The sequence below is a fragment of the Aquisalimonas lutea genome, assembly GCF_030409225.1.
Taxonomy (GTDB): domain Bacteria; phylum Pseudomonadota; class Gammaproteobacteria; order Nitrococcales; family Aquisalimonadaceae; genus Aquisalimonas; species Aquisalimonas lutea.
Genome location: NZ_JAUFPK010000001.1, coordinates 1,711,326 through 1,732,406, shown reverse-complemented (window position 1 = coordinate 1,732,406; position 21,081 = coordinate 1,711,326). Strand labels below are relative to the sequence as shown.

Here is a 21,081-nt window from a genome sequence, read left to right as displayed (position 1 = left end):
CACGGCCGGGCCCAGTGGCGTCCCGCACTGGCATGGGGGTGGCGGGGTCGGTTTTTCAACCGGCCCGCCGGCGCCGGCCCCTGCACTTCCGCGGGATCAGCCCAGTAAGGGACCGATAATTCCAGAACAACGGTACCAGCACACGGCCCTGCGTGCAGCGCCCGCCATGGCCGGACGCCGCCGGAGGTATCGAGCGGCTACCACTCCAGCCGATGGTGGCAGGCCTCGCGCAGTGCCTCGATCAGCGGCGGGATCGGATCGCGCTGGAGCGTCACCAGGCCGACCTGCTGCTCCACCTCCGGCTCTACCAGCGGCAGGCCGACGACGCCGCTGTCGGCCCCGAAAAGCCCCTCGAAATACGCCGGCATGACGCTCGCCCAGCCGCGGAAGCGTACGTGCGACCACAGCGTGATCACGGAATTCGTCTCGATCTCCGAGATGGGGAGCGAGTTCGCGTGCAGGAACGCGCCGTCCACGATCCGGCGGTTCTGCATATCCGGGGTGAGCAGGATCAGCGGCAGGCTGCTGGCATCGTGCCAGCTCACGCTCTCGCGTCCCGCCCAGGGGTGGTCGCTGGGAATGAACAGCCGGTAGGACTCGACGTAGAGCGGCTCGGTAACGAGCTCGTCGCTGTGCCCCAGCGGCTCGTTGTCCAGATACGTGATGCCGGCATCGATCCGGAACTCGCCGATATCGCGAAGGAGATCCTGGGATGCCTGGGAGCAGACCGTGAAGGTGATCCCGGGGTGCTTGTCGCGCACCGCCGTGGTGACGCTGCTCACCATCGGCAGGGCCGAGGGGATGACGCCCAGCGTGAGGCGGCCGGCCAGCCCGCCCTTGAGCCCCGAGAGCTCCTGCATGAGCGCCGTACGGTTGTCGATGATCACGCGCGCCCAGCGCAGTACGTGCTCGCCCTCGCGGGTCAGGCCGTGATAGCGGTGCCCGCGCTGGACGATCGGCACGCCGAGCTGCTCCTCCAGCTGCCGGATGCGCCCGGAGAGGGTCGGCTGGGTCACGTTGCAACGGTTGGCGGCGCGGGTGAAGTGGCGCTCCTCGGCGAGCGCGGCGAGATACTCGAGCTGGCGGATATCCAAGTTACTGGCCCCCGGAGTAGCGTCGGAGCGAACGAGACATCAGCGGCACCGCCGTGGCGGACCGCAACATACCGCAAGCCGTGCGGCAGCTAAAGTGCAAAGAACCCCACGGCCATCACGCAGGCATTCCTACCGGGTAGTGCCGGAGGCGGATGGCGCCTCCTCCGGATCGGCGAGATCCCGGCCGGCCTTGACCGCCAGCGGGTGCAGCCCGTCGCCGCCCGCCTGCACGTACTCGACGAGCTGGCGCCGCATACGCGGCTCCCAGAAAGCGCGCAGGTGGTTGGTCACCTCCCGCTCCGCGCGCTCGGCCGGATAGGCCGCGAAGTAGTCCGCGATCTGGTTGGCCATTCGCACCATCTTCGCGTCCTGCATCGATTCCTCCTGCGTTCAATCGTAGTCGATGCCGTTGCCGTCGGCGGCGATCATGAAGCCGCCGTCGCGGGCACTGGTCACCAGGGTCATGCCGGCGGCGCGCGCACTCTGCACCGCAAGGCTCGTGGGCGGCGCGGCGGTCACCAGCAGATTCACGCCGAACGCGGCCCCCTTCTGGACCAGCTCGTAGCTGCACCGGCTGCTCAGGGCGATGAATCCTTCCTGCGGCTCGATACCGCTGCGCAGGAGCGCGCCGATGAGCTTGTCCAGGGCGTTGTGGCGACCCACGTCCTCGCGGCTGAGCCGAAGCGCGCCGTCGGGCGAAGCAAAGGCGGCGACATGCAGGGCACCGCTGTCGGCATTCAGCGGCTGCCACGAGCGGAGCTGGGACATGGCCCGCCGGACGGCCTCCGGAGCGATGCGCAGCGTTGCCGTCACCGGCGGTATGGGGCGCAGGGCGTCGTCCAGGCTCTCAACGCCGCAGAGGCCGCAGCCGCTTACCCCGGCCAGACGACGGTCGCGCCCGCTGCCGCCGGGCCGCCCGCGGCGCTCGTCCAGCTCCGCCTCCACGACGATGCCGGCATCGTGCTCGGGCCGCCGGATGGCACGGACATCCCCGGCGTCGCGGATCAGGCCCTCGCCGTGCATCAGGCCGTAGGCGAAATCCTCCAGATCCCGCGGCGTGGCGAGCATGACCGCGTAGTCCCGGCCGCCCACGCGCAGCGCCACCGCGGCTTCCACCGGGATGCTGCGCAGGCCCTTGCGGAATGTCTGACCGTCCCAGCTCCGGTAGCCGATGGCCGTGACCGCGCGCGCCGCCGCACCGCCCTCCGGGGCGGCGCTGGTCGGTGGTGTGGCGGGATCCGGTTCCGCGCTCATCAGGCCTTCTCGGGCTGTTCGGTTTCCCCGGCCACACGGGTGGTCTCGAGCCGCCACTGCATGTAGCGCTGCTGCCAGTCGGTCGCCGTGGTGCAAAGACTGACCTGAACGGCGGTCACCTTGTACTCGGGGCAGTTCGTCGCCCAGTCGGATTCCTCCGTCGTGACCACGTTGGCCGCCGTCTCCGGGAAGTGGAACGTCGTGTACACCACGCCCTGCGGCATCCGCTCGCTGACCGTCGCACGCAGCGACGTCTGGCCGATACGGCTGGCCACGGCCACCGTATCGCCGTCGCTGATGCCGCGCTCCTCCGCGTCGTGCGGATGAATCTCGAGAATGTCCTCGGCGTGCCAGCGGCGGTTCTCGGTCCGCCGGGTCTGCGCCCCCACATTGTACTGCGAAAGGATGCGACCGGTGGTCAGCAGCAGCGGGAACTTGCGGTTGGCCCGCTCCTCGGTGCGCACGTAGGGCGTCAGCATGAAGCGGCCGCGGCCGCGCACGAACTCGTCGACATGCATGACCGGCGTGCCCTCGGGGGCCTTGTCGTTGCACGGCCACTGGATGCTGCCCAGGCGGTCGAGCTTGTCGTAGTTGACGCCCGCGAACGTCGGTGTCGTACGCGCGATCTCGTCCATGATCTCGGCGGGATGGCTGTAGTCCATGCGGTAGCCGAGCTCATTGGACAGGCGCTGGGTGATCTCCCAGTCCGCGAGCCCGCCCACCGGCTCCATGGCCTTGCGCACGCGGTTGATCCGCCGCTCGGCGTTGGTGAACGTGCCGTCCTTCTCCAGGAACGTGGAGCCGGGCAGGAACACGTGGGCGTAGCCGGCCGTCTCGTTGAGAAAGAGGTCCTGCACGATCACGCAGTCCATGGCGCCGAGGCCGGCAGCGATGTGCTGGATGTTCGGATCCGACTGCAGGATGTCCTCACCCTGGATGTAGATCCCCTTGAACGTGCCTTCGATGGCCGCATCGATCATGTTGGGGATGCGCAGGCCGGGCTCGGCGTCGAGGGTGACGTTCCACTCGCGCTCGAACAGCCCGCGCACCTCGTCGTTGGCGATGTGGCGGTAGCCCGGGAACTCGTGCGGGAAAGAGCCCATGTCGCAGGATCCCTGGACGTTGTTCTGCCCGCGCAGCGGGTTCACGCCCACGCCGTCGCGGCCCAGGTTGCCGGTGGCCATGGCCAGGTTCGCCATGCCCATGACCATGGTCGAGCCCTGGCTGTGCTCGGTGACCCCGAGGCCGTAGTAGATGGCTGCATTGCCGCCGGTGGCATAGAGGCGCGCGGCGGCACGGACCGTCTCCGCGGCCACGCCGGTGGCGTCCGCCAGGGCCTCCGGGCTGTTCTCCTCGCGCAGGATGAACTCGCGCCACTCGGCGAACTCCTCCTGCTCGCAGCGCCCGCGGACAAAATCCTCGTCCACCAGGCCCTCGCTCACCACCGTGTGGGCCAGGGCGTTGATCAGCGCGACGTTGGTGCCGGGCTGGAGCTGCAGGTGGTAGTCCGCCTCGACGTGCGGACTGCGCACCAGATCGATGCGCCGCGGGTCGGCCACGATCAGCCGGGCTCCGGCACGCAGCCGGCGCTTCATCTGCGAGGCGAACACCGGATGGGCATCGGTCGGGTTGGCGCCGATGACGAAGATGACATCGGCCGACTCCACCGAGTCGAAATCCTGGGTGCCCGCGGACGTGCCGAACGTGGATTTCAGCCCGTAGCCGGTGGGCGAGTGGCAGACCCGCGCACAGGTATCCACGTTGTTGGTGCCGAAACCGGCCCGCGCCAGTTTCTGCATCAGGTACGTCTCCTCGTTGGTGCAGCGCGAGGAGGTGATGGCACCGATGGCACCGCGGCCGTGCGTATCACGGATGCTACTGATGCGCTCCGCGGCAAAGGCGAAGGCCTCGTCCCAGCTCACCTCGCGCCAGGGCTCATGGATGTCGTCACGGATCATCGGCTTGGTAATGCGGTCCGGATGGGTCGTGTAGCCCCAGGCGAACCGGCCCTTGACGCAGGAATGGCCGTGGTTGGCGTGCCCGTCCTTGTAGGGGGTCATGCGCACAACCTCGTCGCCGCGCAGCTCCGCCTTGAACGAGCAGCCGACGCCGCAGTACGCGCAGGTGGTGATGACGCTGCGGTCCGGCTCCCCCTTCTCCAGCACCGACTTCTCCATGAGGGCCGGCGTGGGGCAGGCATCCACGCAGGCGCCGCAGGAGACGCACTCGGAGTCGAGGAAGGGCTCATCCTGGCTGGCGCTGACCTTGGAGTCGAAGCCGCGGCCCTCGATGGTCAGCGCGAAGGTGCCCTGGATTTCCTCGCAGGCGCGCACGCAGCGCGAGCACACGATGCACTTGCTCGGGTCGAAGGTAAAGTACGGGTTGGACTCGTCGAGCTCGGCGTGCTGGTGGTTGGCGCCCGTGAAGCCGTAGCGCACGCTCTCCAGCCCGACCCGGTGGACCACCCGCTCCAGCTCGTTGGTCTCGTGGCCGCGGGCCGGCAGGTCGTCCACGGGGTAGTCGGACATGTACAGCTCGACGACACCGCGGCGCAGCTTGTTGACCTGCGGCGTCTCGGTGTGGACGACCATGCCCTCCTCCACCGGCGTGTGGCAGGCCGCCGGGAAGCCGCGCTTGCCCTCGATCTCGACCACGCACACGCGGCAGGAGCCGAAGGCGTCGAGGCTGTCGGTGGCGCAGAGCTTGGGGATGTCGATACCCCCTTCCGCAGCGGCGCGGAGGACCGAGGTGCCGGCCGGCACGGTGACCGGGGCGTCGTCGATGGTGAGCGTCACCGTCTCTTCGCTGCGGCTCGGCGGGGTACCGAGGTCGATTTCGCACTTTACAGGCATACCTGTCTCCTCACTCGTGTGCCGTCTCGACGTGCTCGCGCACGGCCGTGTGGAAATCATCCGGGAAGTAGCGCAGGGCGCTGCGCACCGGGAACGGGGTGAGCCCGCCGAGCGCGCAGAGCGACACGCTCGCCATGGTCTCGCAGAGATCGTCCAGCACCTCGATGTTGGACTCCACGTCGGTGCCGGCGTGGATGCGGTCGATGACCTCGACACCGCGGGTCGACCCAACCCGGCACGGGGTGCACTTGCCGCAGGATTCCTTGGCGCAGAACTCCATGGAGAACCGCGCCTGCTGGTAGAGATCCACGGTGTCGTCGAACACGACCACGCCGCCGTGGCCGATCATCCCGCCGGCCTCGGCGAACGACTCGTAGTCCAGGCGGGCGTCGAACTTGGAGACCGGGAAATAGGCCCCGAGCGGCCCGCCGACCTGGACGGCGCGTACCGGCCGCCCCGAGGCGGAGCCGCCGCCGAGATCATTGATGAGTGTCCCGAGCGGCATGCCGAACGGGATCTCGTACAGCCCCGGGCGGGCGACGTTGCCGCAGAGCTGCGCGGTCAGCGTGCCCAGCGACTTGCCCGTACCGAGCGCCTTGTGGCTCTCGCCGTTGTCCATCAGCACCCCGGGAACGGTGGCCAGCGTGATCACGTTGTTGACCACCGTCGGCTTCTCGAAGAAGCCCTTGATGGCCGGCAGCGGGGGCTTGTAGCGGATCATCCCGCGGTTGCCCTCCAGGCTCTCCAGCAGGGAGGTCTCCTCGCCGCAGATGTACGCCCCGGCGCCGACGCGGATCTCGATGTCGAAGCGCTTGCCGGAGCCGAGCACATCGTCACCGAGCACGCCGTGCTCACGGGCGTCCGCCAGCGCGGCCCGGAGCACGCGCAGGGCGTCCGGGTACTCCGAGCGCAGGTAGATGTAGCCCTGCTCGGCCCCGACGGCGACGCCGGCGATGAGCATGCCCTCGATCAGGGCGAGCGGATCGCCCTCCATCAGCATGCGGTCGGCGAACGTGCCGCTGTCGCCCTCGTCGGCGTTGCAGACGATGAACTTGGGGCTGTCGTCGGTGTCGTGGACGGTCTGCCACTTGGTACCGGTGGGGAAGCCGGCGCCCCCGCGCCCGCGCAGCCCCGAGTTGCTGACCGCGTCGACCACCGCCTGGGGCGTCATGGCCAGGGCATTGCGCAGGCCGGCGAGCCCGCCGTGGCGCTCGTAGTCGGCCACCGACCCCGGCGCGACCACACCGCAGCGCCCGAGGGTGATCCGCTGCTGGCCCTGCCCGGCCAGGAGCTGATCCACGTCGCCGACGGCACCCGGGCCGTCCAGCTGGCCGGCAGCCAGGCGCTCGAGCAGCCCGTCGACGTCGGCCGGCGCCAGGGGGCCGAAGCCGAGGCGGCGCCCCTCGTGCTCGACTTCCACCAGGGGCTCCAGCCAGTACAGGCCGCGCGAGCCCGTGCGCACGATCTCGGCGTCCGGCGCCCTGGCCGCCAGCGCCGCGGCGACCTCGTCCGCGCCGATGGATACAGCGGTGCTGTCCGCGGGAACGAAAAGCCTCATTACGACGCCTCCCGATCAAGCTGCTCGATGATGCCGGTCACCCGGCCGGGATCCATGCGCCCGCGGGTGCGCTCGTCGACCTGGATGGCCGGGCTGCAGGCGCAGTTGCCGAGGCAGAAGACCTCGGAGACCTCCACCGACGGCGTGGTCGACGCGGCCCTCTGGGCGGCATCCCACACGGCCCGCGCACCCATCGACTGGCACGCCTCGGCGCGGCAGACCCGCACCGTGTGCCGCGGCGGCGGCTGGTCGCGGAGATCGTGGTAGAAGCTGAACACGCCGTGGACCTCGGCCCGGGTCACGTTCAGCTCCTCGGCGATCACCGGCAGCGCGCTGGACGGCACGAAGCCGAACTCGCGCTGCAGCGCGTGCAGGATCTCGAGCGTGGGACCACGGCGATGCGCGTGAGCAGCGCAAATCGCCCGCACCGTATCGGGCGAAATTTCGGAAGAATTGTTCATCGATCTCCTCCCGGCCAGGGTCCTCGCCCCGGTCTGTATTATTACTCGAAAAGTATAGAGTAATTAACCCGGCTCCCAAACCGGAAATATATGGTGATTTCCGATCGTTTTATCGGCCATTTCTATGAAAAATGGCTTTCTGAAATGCAGCCGGCGGCGGAGACGAATCCGTCCGCCGGCAGGCGTCCGCCGTCAGGTGAACAACGGTATGGAGTCCATGATCGTGTTGAAGACGCCGTAGGCGAGCGGCACCAGTACCACCGCCCAGGACACCACCAGCTTGCCGGTAGCGGGATCGACGCTCTCCTGCGTGCTCGCACCTGACTGATTCTGTTCGGACATGACGATTCTCCTCATTCAGAACGGTCCGGCTTTCGGGGGAAGGCCTCGAGAGGGCCCTCCCCCTTGCCGGTTTTACTCGTACGCAAGCTCGTGCTCGGCCATCAGATGCTTCTTCTGCATCTCGCCGATCGCCAGGTTGCAGACCAAGCCGACCAGCAGCAGGCCCGCCATGATGTACATGGTCAGCGAGTACGCCTGCGCCGGCGCCACGCCCGCCTGGATCTGGAATTCCCGCAGGTAGTTGATGAGCACCGGCCCGAGAATGCCCGCCACCGACCAGGCGGTGAGCAGCCGGCCGTGGATCGCGCCCACGTGGGCGGTACCGAACAGATCGCGCAGGTAGGCGGGCACCGTGGCGAAGCCGCCGCCGTACATGCTCATGATGATCAGGTAGGCGAGCACGAACAGCAGTACGATACCGCCGGAGGCGATCGAGGGAACCGCGGCGTAGAGCGCCATGCCCAGCACGAAGAACGTGGTGTAGGTCGCCTTGCGGCCGATGTAGTCGGACAGGCTGGCCCAGAAGAAGCGCCCCGCCATGTTGAAGATGCTGAGCAGCCCGACGAACCCGGCCGCGGCGGAAGCCGAGATGCCGACCATCTCCTGGCTCATGACCGAAGCCTGGCCGAGCACGCCGATGCCGGCCGTCACGTTCAGGCACAGCACGGCCCAGACCAGCCAGAACTGCGGCGTCTTCAGGGACTGATCCACGTGCACGTGGCCGTCCGTCTGCAGCTTGCCGTTGGTGGCCGTGCTCGGGTCATAGCCCGCGGGCGCCCAGCCATCACGCGGGACGCGCACGATCAGGGCGCCGAACATCATGAGAATGAAATAGAGAACGCCCATAGTCGCGAAGGTGGCGGCTACGCCCACGCTGTTCGGGCCCGAGTAGAACTCCATCAGGTTCACGGCCAGGGGCGAGCCGATCATCGCGCCGCCGCCGAAGCCCATGATGGCCATGCCGGTTGCCATGCCCGGCTTGTCGGGGAACCAACGGATGAGCGTCTTCACCGGGGAGATATAGGCGAAACCCAGGCCGATGCCGCCGAACACCCCGTACCCGAGGTAGAGCAGCCATACGGAATGCACCCAGACCCCCAGCGCGGAGATCAGGAATCCGCCGCCCCAGGCGGCGGCCGCCGTGACCATGGTCTTGCGCGGCCCGACCCGCTCGACCCAGCGCCCGCCGAGTGCGGCGGTAACGCCCAGTACCGCGATGGCGATGCTGAAGATCCACCCCAGAGTGGTGAGCTTCCAGTCCTCCGGAACGGACTCGGTGACCCCGATGATCCGCGTCAACGGCTCGTTGAACACGCTGAATGCATAGACCTGGCCGATGGAGAGGTGGATGGCCAGGGCGGCGGGCGGGATGAGCCATCGGTTGAAGCCGGGCTCCGCGACGGTACTTTGCTTATCCAGAAAACCAGCCATGCAGCTTCTCCTCCGTTTATCTTTATGACGCACTCTCGCGATGCGATCAGCCGGGGACGACGGTCGTGCCCGGCGCTCGAAGGCGAGGGCCGCTGAATGAATGTAAGCGGAACACCTCCGAGTTCTGCGCTAACCGGTTAAAGCACAGGAATATCGAGGGATGCAATCGACAGCAGCAATGGAATGATTGCCAATTCTGATAAAGAAATGGCAAATACCTTCATCTGCGAGGACTTAACGAACAAACAGGCGAAAACAGCGACGCCATCTTCCGTAATATATGCAGAATGAATCAGGAATTCGGCGGCGGGCTGAGAAATGCAGGATCTCGACTGTCCGGTCAGTATGGACCACCGGAAGGAATAGCAGCCGACAGGGGGGAAGCGACCCGATGCATTCCCCATGCGACCCTGCGGCGGGATGGCGGTCGACGCGCGAACGGCATGCGGCGGGCCCTGAGCCGGGCAGCTTTCAGGCCCTGCGATTCCAGATGTACTCCATCTGATATGCGGTGCGCTCGGCGAGATCATCACCGTGCAGGCGCGCGACCAGGTGCAGGCTCATGTCCAGCCCCGCGGAAATGCCGCCCGAGCTCACCACGGGGCCGGCATCCACCCACCGCACCCCCTCGATCACCTCCAGGCGCGGGAACATTCGCCGGAGATCGCCGATATCCTCCCAGTGGGTGGTCACCCGGCAGCCGAGGGTCTCGTCGGCCGCCGCCAGCAGAAAGATTCCGGTGCACACGGTGGCGACGACGGAGGCCGACCGGCGCTGCCGACGGATCCACTGGAGAACCGGCGCATTCCGGATCGCATCGGTGTACACGCCGCCGGCGATGACAAGGACGTCGACGGGTGGGTGCTCGTGCACCGTGAAGTCGGGCAGCACCCGATAGCCGCCGCGCGCGGCCACCGGCTCCGCGGTCTCGCCGATGAGAAACACCGTGAACGGCGGCACGGCGTCGCCGCTGATGCGCGCGGCCGTGGAGAAGACCTCGAAGGGCCCCGAGAAGTCGAGCACCTCCGCTCCCGGGTACAGATAGATTCCGACGTTCACACACACCTCCGGCGAAGGGCAGCGCCACACGCGCGCTCTAGCTGTACGACCTGTACGACTCTCCTGCAAACTCGATCAGGCAGAACCCGTGGCCGAACGGGTCCGAGAACGTCACGCATTTTGACCCCCGCCACTCAATGCATTCGCTCTCGCGGCTCGCGCCCGCCTCAAGGGCGCGATTGGCCGCCGCGGCGATATCATCCACGACGAAATCGACATGGACCGGCGTCCAGTGCCTGACGTACCTGCGCGCATCCGGTGCCGTGGCCGCCGCCCGGGACCCGGGCGCATTCTGAAGAAGGTAGATGACCACGGACGCGCCCGTCAGCTCTGCCACGTCGTCGTCCAGCGTGCGGTTGTGCTTCAGCCCCAAGGCGGCGCAGTAGAACGCAATCGCCGGGGCGAGCTCCGGGACATCGATGTTCACCACGATCTTCATTGCGCAGACCCCCCTTTCACCGGGCGTGATCATGATGCTCGGCCGCGGCGCCCGGCCCGGCAACGGCGCTACTCCGGCGTATGCTGATGCACAACGAGCGCCTTGAGCCCGCGTACATGCTGGATACCAGGGCGCAATAGCGCACCTCGCGCCGGATCAGCCCGGCCCTCTTGAGCACCTTGACGTGCCTCGACGCGGCCGCGAGCGGCATATCGAAGGGTTCCGAGCCGGCCCAACCGTTCGCTCGCCATCGGCCATCTCGCGCAGCATCCGTCGGCGTGTGGGGGTCACCAAGGGCGCGGAAGACGGAATCCAGTTGGGGCGTTCTTAATTCAACCATGGAGTTGAATATGGCAGTGCCCCCACTCTCAACCAACCACTTTATTAAATGATGAACTGATTCCGATGCGATGCCCCAAGCAAACGCCGCACATCCCGTGCAACCGGCGATGCCGAGGCCCGAATCACGGGCCGCCGAACGGCGGCGTACCTGGCCGGCATCGGTCCACGGACCGACTTCAAAGTGTGGGTCACTTGAGATGGAGTGCAGACGCGGCAGGTGGCGTTGTACATTTGACCCTGCGGGCCCGAGACCGGATCCTTGGCCGCCTGTCCCACGAGAGCGGTCCCGGCCATGAACATCGTCTTCCTGCTGATCGTGCTGGTGGCGTTCCTGACGGCGGCCTGGCACCAGATCCAGTACGCCCCTCCACAGGGTGGTAAAGGCGATGGCGCTGCCGCGCCCATGGCGGCAGTCTCCGAGGCAGTGGTGGAGTCCGCCGGCGGCGCGGTGGAGCTGGCCACCGAGCGCGATGGCGCGGGGCGTGCCTTCGGATAGGTGCCACTCCGGGAGGACCTGCTCGAAAGCACCCGAAGCAACGGACGTGGCAGCGACGAGGTCGGGGACCGGGCGAAAGCTGACATTCGGCAAAGTCGATGGGCACCCGCGGCGGCAGGCGGCCGACCGGGCCTCCGTGAGAGCGCAATCTTGGATCGACGTATTCTTGCCAAGCCCTCGCGTAAACGAGTAACCGTTCGCTCAGTACCCCCGGCATTCAAAGCGCTGGGTGTTATGCACGATTACGCAGCTCGCCAAGAGTTCGCGTCGGCGATATCGCGTCAGGATCCAGCATCAGCTCCAAGAGCGCGGGACGTTGTGCTTCTATTGCCCGATCCAGTGCCACTGGAAACTGCTCCGTCGTCTCGACCCGTTCGGCATAGGCACCATATGCTTGCGCCAGAGCGACGAAATCCGGGTTGCGTAAGGCGGTAGCACACTCTCTACCCGGATACTCACGTTCCTGGTGCATCCTGATCGTCCCGTACATATTGTTGTTCACCAGCACAATGACGATCGGGACCTCGTACTGCACGGCCGTTGCCAGCTCCTGGCCCGTCATGAGAAAGCACCCGTCACCGGTGAATGCCACTACCGACCGCGCCGGCTGAATCATCTTGGTGGCGATCGCCGCCGGGACACCATAGCCCATGGATCCTGAAGTGGGCGCCATCATGCTGCGGAAACGGCGGTATCGGTGGAACCGATTCGGCCAGATGGCGTAGTTCCCGGCGCCATTTGCGATCACTGCATCGTTCGGCAGCCGGTCGTCGATGGCTCGCAGGACTTGGCCCATCTGGAGGGGACCGGGATTCTCCGGTGGCACGCTCCACGCCAGATAGTCTTCATTAATCGCCCGCGTCCAGTCGCTCCAGCGAACGGTTTCGGGCGGCTCCAGGGACGCCAGGGCACCGGGGGCTGCCTGCATCGATGCGTTCACCGCAAGATCCGGCTGATAGACACGTCCAAGCTCGGACGGGTCGGCGTGAATGTGAATCAGTGTCTGGCGCGGCCTTGGGATATCGATCAGCGTGTAGCCGCCAGTGGTTGCCTCACCCAGCTCGGCCCCCACGACGAGCAATACGTCCGATTCCCGGATACGGGTCACAAGCTCGGGGTTGACCCCGAGCCCGGCGTCACCGGCGTAATTCGGGTGCAGGGCATCGAAGTACCCCTGGCAGCGAAAGGAGACCGCGACCGGTAGATTCCACGCCTCCGCAAATTCCTGCAATGCATCGCACGAGGACTGACTCCAGCCTCCTCCCCCGATGACAACGAAAGGCCGTGCGGCCGAGGCCATCAGGTCACGAACCCGATCGAGTGTCCCGGCTGCGATCCCGCTTTCCACACCCGCGCAGGCTTCGCCCGGGTTCGCCACGGCCTGCTCCGTGAGAATGTCTTCCGGGAGAGCGAGCACTACCGGGCCGGGACGCCCCGACGTCGCCGTGTAAAAGGCCCGGCTCGTGAACTCGGGAATACGAGCGGCGCTATCCACCTGGGCGACCCACTTGCTCAGTGGCCCGCACATCTGCCGGTAGTCGATTTCCTGGAATGCCCCGCGTTCCTGAGCTCCGCGCTCGACCTGCCCGATAAAGAGGATCATCGGCGTCGAGTCCTGCTGGGCAATGTGCAAGCCGGATGCGGCATTGGTCGCACCCGGCCCCCGCGTGACAAAGCAGATACCCGGTCGACCCGTATATTTCCCGTAGGCCTCGGCCATCATCGCTGCGCCGCTCTCGTGCCGGCAAACGACAATCTCGATCTCCGGAACATCCACTAGGGCATCGAGCACGGCAAGGTAGCTTTCGCCCGGCACGCAGAAGATGCGATCGACCCCGTGCAGACGCATTGCCTGCACGAGGATCTGGCCACCCGAGCTTTTCGCCGGTACATCACCCCTTTCCAGGGTGTGCGGCTGCTGCGACTCAGTCATGACGACGGCCCGCCCTTCGCCTCACCACCGACTGCGAAATGCTCGGGCTCGACCTCATTGACAATGATCCGGACCTTGTCCGCCGGGGCTCCGGTTGTGCGGTGTATCGCCTCGGTCACTTCGCGGTACATGTTGTTTTTCTGTTCCCTGGTGCGGCCCTTGATCAGCGTAATGTTCACGATCGGCATGTCTCTGTTTCCTCCGGTTACCTCAATGGGTACGCGCTCCGCCCCCTTCACCAGTTTCCGAGGCTCTGGGCCGCGGCCTTAAGACTGGGAGCCTGATACAGCATCAGCCCGGACACACGGGCCAGTTCCTCACCGACGCTGGCGATCCGTTCGGCGTCCAAGTCCCGTGTATGCCCGGTCACCACCAGGCACCCCGTACTCTTGCCGTGCCATGTCGGGACGTTTGCCGCGACAGCGCTGAGACCGACGTAATGCTCATCCCGGGTCGAAACGAAGCCCCTCGCTTTCGATGCAGCGAGATCCGCTTCCAGCGCCTCGTGTGACGTCAGCGTATACGGCGTTACAGCAGGATAAGGCTCCTTCCCGAGAAGCTCATTGCGCTCCTTCGGCGAGAGGCTCAGCAGCAGCGCTTTCCCGGAGCCAGACCCGTGCAAGGGCCCGTTCAGCCAGGTGTTGTAATAGGGCGCAAGGGAACCCTGGCTCTGGGCGATATCGACGACCATGCGTTCCGTGTCCAGGTAAAGCACGAGAACCACGGTCTCACGCAGGCGGCTCGCCAGGCCCTCGATGATCGATCGGGCCTCGCGCCGAAGCTGCTGGATGGGGTGCATGACCGGCAGCGGCTCTAGCGCCTGGGGCGACGCGGCATAGCGCTTGGAGCTGCCGATGCGCACCAGGTACCCGTTGTCTTCAAGCGTGCGCGCCAGCCTGTGTGTCGTGCTCAGATCGAGCTGTGTTGCGGCGGCGATATCGGCCAATGCCAACGGCTGCGCGGCATCCAGAACCGTTCTGAGAATCGCGAGGCCGCGCGCCAGCGTTCCGCTCGGTGGCTGTTCCGTCTTGAATGCCGCACTGCTTGTGTTGTCCGCCATTTCGGCTCCTGATTCCGCCGCCGTTCACGTGCCAGGATGACCATTATCCATCGTCGGTGCTCTCTGCCATCCACCGCCGGGCCAGCTCTTCTCCTCCCTCACCCAACTGCGGAGGTGGCGTCATCGCATTCGAGGCGTCATCCATGGGGATCGGATACTTGATCACCTTGATGGGATTCATCCCGGGCGTACTGTCGCGGTTGGCAAAGGTATGAATCAATGACCGGGCGCGGACCTGGGGCGAGTTCAAGGCTTCGTCGACATTGCGCAGCGCTCCTGCCGGCAATCCATACTCCGCCATGCGTTGCTCCCAATGCGCACGGCTCGCCTGTGCGAAACGTGACCGCAGCTCCGGCAGCAACCGCTCGCGGTTGGCCAGTCGCGCCGTATTGGTCCGAAACCCAGGATCTTGCGCCAACTCCGGTGCCTCGAGCACGCCCTCGCACAATATCTGGAACTGGCGGTCATTCCCGACAGCCACCACCATCGGTCCATCCGAGGCCTCAATCACATCATACGGCACAACATTGGGGTGCCCATTGCCATAGCGCGGAGATGGCTCGCCCGTGGCCATGGCGTTGGCCGCGACGTTGGCGAGGGCGGCCAGTTGGCAGTCAAACAGGGCCACATCGAGAAACCGGCCCTGTTTTGTTCGCTCGCGCTCATACAGTGCCGCGATGATCGACTGGGTAGCGTAGAACCCCGCGAACAGATCCGAAACGGCAACACCCACCTTGGTCGGGGGCCCGTCGGGAAATCCGGTCACCGACATCAGCCCGCTTTCCGCCTGGATCACGTAGTCGTAGCCAGCCCTGTCGGCATTGGGACCGGTACGGCCGTAGCCGGAAATGGAGCAATAGATGAGCTGAGGGTTGATCTCGTGTAGTGCCTCGACCCCGAGGCCGTACCGCTCCAGGGTGCCCGCCCGGTAGTTCTCCACCAGAATGTCCGCGTGTCGGGCGAGTTCCTGGGCCCGCTGCCTGCCCTCGTCCGATTTGAGATCCAGGCACAAGCTCTTCTTGCTGCGGTTGGCGCACGTGTAATAAGCAGCCAGGCCGTCCATGTACGGCGGACTCCAGCTTCGTGTCTCGTCGCCCTCTCCGGGCCGCTCGACCTTAAGCACCTCAGCGCCGAGATCCGCCAGGCACTGGGTCGTCCAGGGGCCGGCCAGCACCCGGGAAAGGTCGAGCACGCGAATCCCGGCAAGCGGCCCGCCGGAGCCCGTTGTTGTTTTCGTCGCATCCCCCATGCTCAACTCCGCTGGTTGAATCGCCGACCGATCAAAGAGGACGCAATATTGACTTTCTGTATGTCGATGGTGCCACCGGCGATACCCCATCCCCAGGAGTCACGAAACCGGCGCTCGGCCTCGTATTCCTTGTGGTAGCCGTAGCCGCCCATGATCTGCACCGTCTGCCCGCATACATCGCGCACCATTTCGTTGGCGAAGCACTTGGCCAGGCTGGTGTCTGCAAGCGAGGGCAGTTGATGCCCGCCTCCACTGCCGGCGAGGGCCCGCCAGACCAAAAGGCGTGCCGCCTCGACCTGCATCGCCATCTCCGCGAGCCGCAGCTGCACCGCCTGAAAGTCCGCGATGGGCTTGCCGAACTGCTGCCGCTCCTGGACGTATGCCAGCGCCTGATCCAGCGCGGCGGCCCCCAGGCCGACACTCATGGTGGCGTTTCCGCAGCGCTCGAGGTCGAACACTTCCATGAGCTGGCGAAACCCGCCGGCCGGCACGATCAGATGGTCCCGCGGGACACGGACATCGTCGAGGAAGATATCCGCGCTCGGAACACCCCGAAAGCCCATAAGCTCTTCCGGCGGCCCGAAACTCAGCCCGTCCCGATCCCCCTCCACATAGACAGCACCAATGCCTTTTGCCCCGCGATCCTCCGAAAGACGACAATAAACGAAGTAGCCATCGGCATGCCCTCCGCCACTGCACCACCGCTTCTGGCCGTTCAGGACGATCTCGTCGCCTTCGATACGCCCCCGTGTCGTGAGATCCGTCAACGCCGTACCGGCATTCGGCTCCGACATGCTCACCGCGACGACGCTTTCACCCTGGCAAACCGCGTTGCAAAGGGGTTTCGCCAACGCCGGCTCACCAAGCTCGGCAATCCCGTGGATGGGCCCCGAGACACTCTCGAAGACGGGGAAGGCAACCGCCACGGAGATCTTGGCGAACTCCTCAAGCACGATCATGGCATCCAGGTTGCTTAGTCCCAGCCCGCCCAGCTCCACTGGCAGGTTGACCCCGAGGAACCCCTGCTCGGCGTAGCGTCGCAACCAAGCCTTCGGTACGGGCTCATTGGTGCGTTCCAGCTCCCGGGCTAGCTCCGGCAGTTCGTTCTGGGCGAATCGCCGCGCAGCATCCTGCAACGCCCGTTGATCCGGATTCAGCTGAAAATCCATAGCGTCGTCTCCACTTAAAGGGCAACTCTGTGGGAGTCGAGGCCCTCCCAGTCGAAGTTGAACCCGACACCTGGACGCTCCGGCAGGGCAAAGGCGCCCTGGGCGTCCAGCGTCAAGTCTTCCTGAAAGAGCGCCCCGAACCAGGGCATATGCTCGACATAGAGTGCGTTCGGCGAACTGGCCACCAGGTGCAGGCTGTGCTCGGTGAAGATGTGGGGTGAGAACCGCATGTCGTAGGCAGACATGAGGCCGACCGCCTTGAGGAACTCGCTGTAGCCCCCCATGCGCTGCAGGTCCGGCATGAGGATGTCAGCGGATCGGTTCTCGATTTGGCGTCGCAACCCGTATCGCAGGTACTCGCTCTCGCCGCTCGCCAACGGCGTATCAATTGCGGCGGCAACAGCGGCACTGGCTGCATCATTCCAGGTTGGAACCGGCTCCTCGAACCAGATCAGCTCGTAGTCATCCAGTGCGCGGCCCAAGCGCAAGGCGGCGTCCTGGGTCAACCCCTGGTTTGCATCAACCATCAACCCTACATGCGGGCCAATCGCCTCCCGGACTGCCTCGATGCGGGCCATGTCGTCCTGCCACCGACCTGATCCGAGGCGCAGCTTCACCCTGTGGAAGCCTTGCTCGACAAACGCTTTGGACTCCGCCTGCAGCTCGTCGGTATCAGACGACAGCCACAGCCCTCCGCTGGCGTACGCGGGCACACGATCCCGATACGCGCCAAACAGCCGGTACAGGGGCTGCCCGGCCATCTTGCCCACAAGGTCCCAGCACGCCACATCGATGGGCGTCATCGCGATTGCAGACAAGCCGCTCTGACCGAAGAAGTGGAGGGAATGGAAGAGCTTCTGCCAGAGGGCTTCCGGCTGCAGCGGGTCCTGCCCTACCACCACAGGCCGCAGGCTCTCGACAACTGCAGCGATGGCCCGAAGCCGCTCCATACCGAAACAGAAGGCATATCCTTCGCCCGTCAGCCCGTCGTCGGTCCGCAATGTCACGAGCAAGCACGACACGCTCCGAATGTCGTGAATCGCGGTGCGTAGCGGCCGCTCCAGTGGAAGGTCGACCGCTGCAAGGTCCATATCCGTCACGCGCATGCGTGCTTCCCCTCGTTCCGCCCTGTTTTCTACGCCACCTACCGATAATCCTATGTTGACAGTCGAACATAAGATGGCCTATGTTGCAACTATACTTTCATTATTCAAAATATTTACCCACACATAATGAAGCATTCGCGCACAAGCCCATCACCACGTGCGAGCAGCTCAAGCGAACGTGGATGACGTAGCACGGGGCACCAAGCGCGATAGGGGCGGCGGCCCGGTACATGCAGCTCAGCCAGGCCATTTGAAAGCACACACATCTAATGGCTGCGAAGTTTCGGGTACGACAAGTTCATCTGTGTGGGTGAGCAGCGGGACAACGGCAAAGCACATCGTGGGAGGAGAGAACCATGGTTGAGCCACTGCAACAGCAGGAGGCGACGTCCATCCCCGCAAGTCCTGTCGCAAACAAGATCGGCGGAGTGTTCCGCCATCTTGCCGGCACCTGCCTGTTGGGCGTTTTTCTCGTCATGCTTGCGGGAACGATCATGCGGTACGTGCCGGGGACCAGCTATCTCCAGGCCTCCATCCCCGGGGTCACGATCCTGCTCCAGGTGTGGATGGTCTTCCTGGGTGCGGTTGCGGCCGTAGCGAGTGCGAGCCATCTCCGCTTTTCCCTGTTTGTCGATTGGATGCCGAGCGTCCTTCGGGTAGCCGTGCGCAGCGGCATCTGGGTGATCCGCATCGCGACGATGGTCGTCTTCCTCATCGCCTCGAAGGCCGCGGTCATGACCGGCTTCGATGCTTCCATAGGAGGAGTCGCCTTCACCAAGGGGCTCGTCTACCTGGCGCTTCCCGTCGCACTCGTGGCAATGCTCGTACTGGAGGGCCTGCTACTACACAGCCGCATTCGGACGAGGACCCGGTCATGATCGATGCGGCCATCGGCTTCGGTATCTTCTTCGCCCTCACGCTCTTGGGTCTGGAAATCTGGCTCGTCATGGCGGCTGTCGGCGTCATCATCATCATGATGGTCTACGGCGACTTCTCCCTGCTCTCGGTGGCCCCTCGAAGCATGCTTGAGGGAATCACCGGCACCGAGCTCGCAGCAATCCCGCTATTCATCCTGACCGGCGAGCTGATGAACCGCGGTGGGATCACGCAGCAACTCCTTGAGATTGCGCGTTTGGTCATCCGGGGGCTCCGGGGCGGCCTCGCCATGGTCGGGGTGTTAATCAACATGATGATGGCGGGTGTGTCGGGCTCGGCCGTCGCCGACGCCAGCGGCACGGCATCGGTGTTGCTGCCCGCCATGCGCCGCGACGGCTACGATCCGGCCTACTCCGCCGCGTTGATCGGCAGCGCTGCCACGATCGGTCCGATCATACCGCCGAGCATCCCCTTCATCGTCTTCGGCGTCCTGGCCAACGTCTCCGTGGGCGAACTCTTCCTTGCGGGCGTTATTCCGGGGTTGTTCATGGGCATTGCCCTGCTGGCCATCTGCTATTGGAAAGCGGTGCGCGAGGGCCAGCCGTCCATGGAGGCCATTCCGTTTGCCAAAGGCGGGCGCGTCTTGCTCGATGGCTTCCTCGCCATGGCCATGCCCGCCTTTGTCATCGGGGGAATTGTCACGGGCATTGCCACGGTGACCGAGATTGCTGCCATCGCCGCAGCCTATGCGGTAGTCGTCGCATTCTTCGTCAACCGCCAGCTAACACTGCGCGACCTGCCCGACGTCTTCGGCAGCGCCGCCGTCACCTCAGGGGTCATCCTCATCACGCTGGCAACCGCCGCGACCTTCGCGTGGGGAATGACTGTACTTCAGGTCGGCCCCACGCTCGGGGATTTCGTGGAAGGGCTCGGCCTGGGGCAAGTACAGCTCCTGCTCGTGATCAATGTCGTGCTGCTCATCGTGGGATGCGTGTTCGAGCCGTTGCCCGCGATGGTTATCTTCATGCCGATTCTGTTGCCGATTGTCGAGGCCGCCGGCATCGATCTCGTGCATTTCGGCCTCATCGTCGTGCTCAATCTGATGATCGGTCTACTGACCCCGCCCGTGGGGCTCAATCTGTTCATCACCGCGTCGGTCGCACGCCTGCCTGTCGAACAGGTCATTCGTCGCGTCATGCCGTTCTTCCTGGCACTGGTCGGCGTGCTGCTCGTGTGCACCGTGTTTCCCAAGCTCATCCTCTGGCTGCCGCAGCTCGCACGGTAGCCGGCCTGTACATCACTGCGAGTAATTGGAGGAGAAACCATGCATCTACGAAATCTGAGCCTGGGCATTGCCCTGGTGACCGCCACGACGGTGTTCACGCCACTCACCGCAAGCGCCGAGACCACCGTGCGTTTCGGCCACGTGTTCGCAGAGAACTCTCTGGAGAACGACGCGATCAATCAGTTTGCAGACGCGGTAAGGGAACGCACTGACGGCGAAATCGACGTACAAGTATATCCCGCCGGTCAGTTGGGCGACGTCGGACAGACATGGCAGGAGCTGAGCCAGGGAACCATGGACATGAGCTTCGTCGATGTCTCACTGCTCGGCTACGTCGACGGCCACGAAGAGTTCTTCGTCGGTCAAGTCCCCTACCTCTTTGAGTCGCAGGACGCTGCCCGGAGGATCTATAACTCCGACGTGTTCGCCCCGATGTACGAACGCCTCCGTGAAGAGAAGGGGATTCGCGTTCTTGCGGTCCGAGGTGATCGGGCACCGCGCTCGATCAACACCACCGAAGGACCGATTTTCGGACCGGAGGATGCCGAAGGAATCAAGATTCGGGTACTGCCCAACCCGGTATCCATCGCCACGTTCGAGGCCTGGGGCATGGAGCCCACGCCCATCGCGTTCAACGAGCTCTACATGTCTCTGCGCCAGGGAGTCGTCGAAGGCCAGGATAACGGCCTTGACGTCACTGTTCCCAGCAAGTTCTTCGAGGTAACCGACTACTTCGCGTTCAGTAATCACGTGCGCTCCCTGTACGGCTGGTATGCCTCCGAAAGAACCTGGCAGAACCTTTCGGAGGAACACCGCGACATCGTCGTGGATGAAGTCGAGAAGGCCGGCGAGATGATCACGCGTGAAGGCCAGGATCGTGAAGAGCGCCAGCTGAACACAATGCTCGAAGCCGGAATGCAGGTCACGATCCCGAACCGTCCGGCGTTCCGGGAGCTGTCGAAAGACGTCTACCAGGAATTCGAAGGTGACCTCTGGCGCGAGGGTCTGGTCGAGGAAATCCGGGGGATGCAGGAAGACTAAAGCAGTTCGGCCGTTCACGCCCGGAGTCCCGGCA

At 65.1% G+C, this 21,081-nt stretch carries 20 protein-coding genes; 4 read left to right on the top strand and 16 right to left on the bottom strand.

Annotation, left to right across the window (positions count from 1 at the left end):
• Positions 1-197 precede the first annotated feature (197 nt).
• The 10 genes from QWY84_RS08115 to QWY84_RS08070 all read right to left on the bottom strand — a co-directional run bounded on the left by QWY84_RS08115 (position 198) and on the right by QWY84_RS08070 (position 10,490).
• Complete coding sequence (locus tag QWY84_RS08115) at positions 198-1,094, bottom strand: LysR family transcriptional regulator (RefSeq protein WP_290202076.1); 897 nt, start codon at positions 1,092-1,094, stop codon at positions 198-200.
• A gap of 129 nt (positions 1,095-1,223) precedes the next feature.
• Positions 1,224-1,469 carry a formate dehydrogenase subunit delta gene (locus QWY84_RS08110; RefSeq protein ID WP_290202075.1) on the bottom strand — a complete coding sequence of 82 codons (246 nt, stop codon included), beginning with the start codon at positions 1,467-1,469 and terminating at the stop codon, positions 1,224-1,226.
• Between the two features lie 15 nt (positions 1,470-1,484).
• On the bottom strand, positions 1,485-2,348 hold the full coding sequence (gene fdhD, locus QWY84_RS08105; RefSeq protein WP_290202074.1) for a formate dehydrogenase accessory sulfurtransferase FdhD: 864 nt from the start codon (positions 2,346-2,348) through the stop codon (positions 1,485-1,487).
• Positions 2,348-5,200, bottom strand: a complete 2,853-nt coding sequence (gene fdhF, locus QWY84_RS08100) for a formate dehydrogenase subunit alpha (RefSeq protein WP_290202073.1) — start codon at positions 5,198-5,200, stop codon at positions 2,348-2,350. Before fdhF ends, fdhD begins: the two co-directional genes overlap by 1 nt.
• A gap of 10 nt (positions 5,201-5,210) precedes the next feature.
• The gene (locus tag QWY84_RS08095) at positions 5,211-6,758 is read right to left on the bottom strand and encodes an NADH-ubiquinone oxidoreductase-F iron-sulfur binding region domain-containing protein (protein WP_290202072.1); all 1,548 of its coding nucleotides are present in this window, start codon (positions 6,756-6,758) and stop codon (positions 5,211-5,213) included.
• On the bottom strand, positions 6,758-7,219 hold the full coding sequence (locus tag QWY84_RS08090) for an NAD(P)H-dependent oxidoreductase subunit E (protein ID WP_290202071.1): 462 nt from the start codon (positions 7,217-7,219) through the stop codon (positions 6,758-6,760). Before QWY84_RS08090 ends, QWY84_RS08095 begins: the two co-directional genes overlap by 1 nt.
• Before the next feature lie 192 nt (positions 7,220-7,411).
• Complete coding sequence (locus QWY84_RS08085) at positions 7,412-7,561, bottom strand: MFS transporter small subunit (protein WP_290202070.1); 150 nt, start codon at positions 7,559-7,561, stop codon at positions 7,412-7,414.
• A 72-nt stretch (positions 7,562-7,633) separates the two neighbouring features.
• Positions 7,634-8,992 (bottom strand): L-lactate MFS transporter, encoded by a 1,359-nt coding sequence (locus tag QWY84_RS08080; RefSeq protein ID WP_290202069.1) that lies wholly within the window; start codon positions 8,990-8,992, stop codon positions 7,634-7,636.
• Positions 8,993-9,463: 471 nt separating this feature from the next.
• Positions 9,464-10,051 carry a DJ-1/PfpI family protein gene (locus QWY84_RS08075; RefSeq protein ID WP_290202068.1) on the bottom strand — a complete coding sequence of 196 codons (588 nt, stop codon included), beginning with the start codon at positions 10,049-10,051 and terminating at the stop codon, positions 9,464-9,466.
• A 37-nt stretch (positions 10,052-10,088) separates the two neighbouring features.
• Positions 10,089-10,490, bottom strand: a complete 402-nt coding sequence (locus QWY84_RS08070; protein WP_290202067.1) for a VOC family protein — start codon at positions 10,488-10,490, stop codon at positions 10,089-10,091.
• A gap of 634 nt (positions 10,491-11,124) precedes the next feature.
• Here QWY84_RS08070 and QWY84_RS08065 point away from each other — a divergent pair.
• On the top strand, positions 11,125-11,328 hold the full coding sequence (locus QWY84_RS08065; RefSeq protein ID WP_290202066.1) for a hypothetical protein: 204 nt from the start codon (positions 11,125-11,127) through the stop codon (positions 11,326-11,328).
• A gap of 232 nt (positions 11,329-11,560) precedes the next feature.
• Here QWY84_RS08065 and QWY84_RS08060 read toward each other — a convergent pair whose 3' ends face one another.
• The 6 genes from QWY84_RS08060 to QWY84_RS08035 are packed head-to-tail and all read right to left on the bottom strand — an operon-like array spanning position 11,561 to position 17,845.
• A complete protein-coding gene (locus QWY84_RS08060; protein WP_290202065.1) occupies positions 11,561-13,261 on the bottom strand; it encodes a thiamine pyrophosphate-binding protein in 1,701 nt (566 codons plus the stop codon).
• A complete protein-coding gene (gene thmT, locus QWY84_RS08055) occupies positions 13,258-13,449 on the bottom strand; it encodes a 2-hydroxymuconate tautomerase (RefSeq protein WP_290202064.1) in 192 nt (63 codons plus the stop codon). The genes QWY84_RS08060 and thmT overlap by 4 nt, the downstream gene beginning before the upstream one ends.
• A 47-nt stretch (positions 13,450-13,496) precedes the next feature.
• Positions 13,497-14,321: an IclR family transcriptional regulator gene (locus QWY84_RS08050; RefSeq protein ID WP_290202063.1), complete on the bottom strand. Its 825-nt coding sequence runs from the start codon at positions 14,319-14,321 to the stop codon at positions 13,497-13,499.
• A gap of 43 nt (positions 14,322-14,364) precedes the next feature.
• On the bottom strand, positions 14,365-15,570 hold the full coding sequence (locus QWY84_RS08045; RefSeq protein WP_290202062.1) for a CaiB/BaiF CoA transferase family protein: 1,206 nt from the start codon (positions 15,568-15,570) through the stop codon (positions 14,365-14,367).
• 2 nt (positions 15,571-15,572) lie between these two features.
• A complete protein-coding gene (locus QWY84_RS08040; RefSeq protein WP_290202061.1) occupies positions 15,573-16,739 on the bottom strand; it encodes an acyl-CoA dehydrogenase family protein in 1,167 nt (388 codons plus the stop codon).
• A gap of 14 nt (positions 16,740-16,753) precedes the next feature.
• A complete protein-coding gene (locus QWY84_RS08035; protein WP_290202060.1) occupies positions 16,754-17,845 on the bottom strand; it encodes a mandelate racemase/muconate lactonizing enzyme family protein in 1,092 nt (363 codons plus the stop codon).
• Positions 17,846-18,201: 356 nt separating this feature from the next.
• Here QWY84_RS08035 and QWY84_RS08030 point away from each other — a divergent pair, with 356 nt between their 5' ends.
• The 3 genes from QWY84_RS08030 to QWY84_RS08020 are packed head-to-tail and all read left to right on the top strand — an operon-like array spanning position 18,202 to position 21,047.
• A complete protein-coding gene (locus QWY84_RS08030; protein ID WP_290202059.1) occupies positions 18,202-18,723 on the top strand; it encodes a TRAP transporter small permease in 522 nt (173 codons plus the stop codon).
• Entirely contained in the window at positions 18,720-20,006 is a 1,287-nt protein-coding gene (locus QWY84_RS08025; protein ID WP_290202058.1) for a TRAP transporter large permease, read from the top strand. Before QWY84_RS08030 ends, QWY84_RS08025 begins: the two co-directional genes overlap by 4 nt.
• A gap of 39 nt (positions 20,007-20,045) precedes the next feature.
• On the top strand, positions 20,046-21,047 hold the full coding sequence (locus QWY84_RS08020; RefSeq protein ID WP_290202057.1) for a TRAP transporter substrate-binding protein: 1,002 nt from the start codon (positions 20,046-20,048) through the stop codon (positions 21,045-21,047).
• Positions 21,048-21,081: the final 34 nt, after the last annotated feature.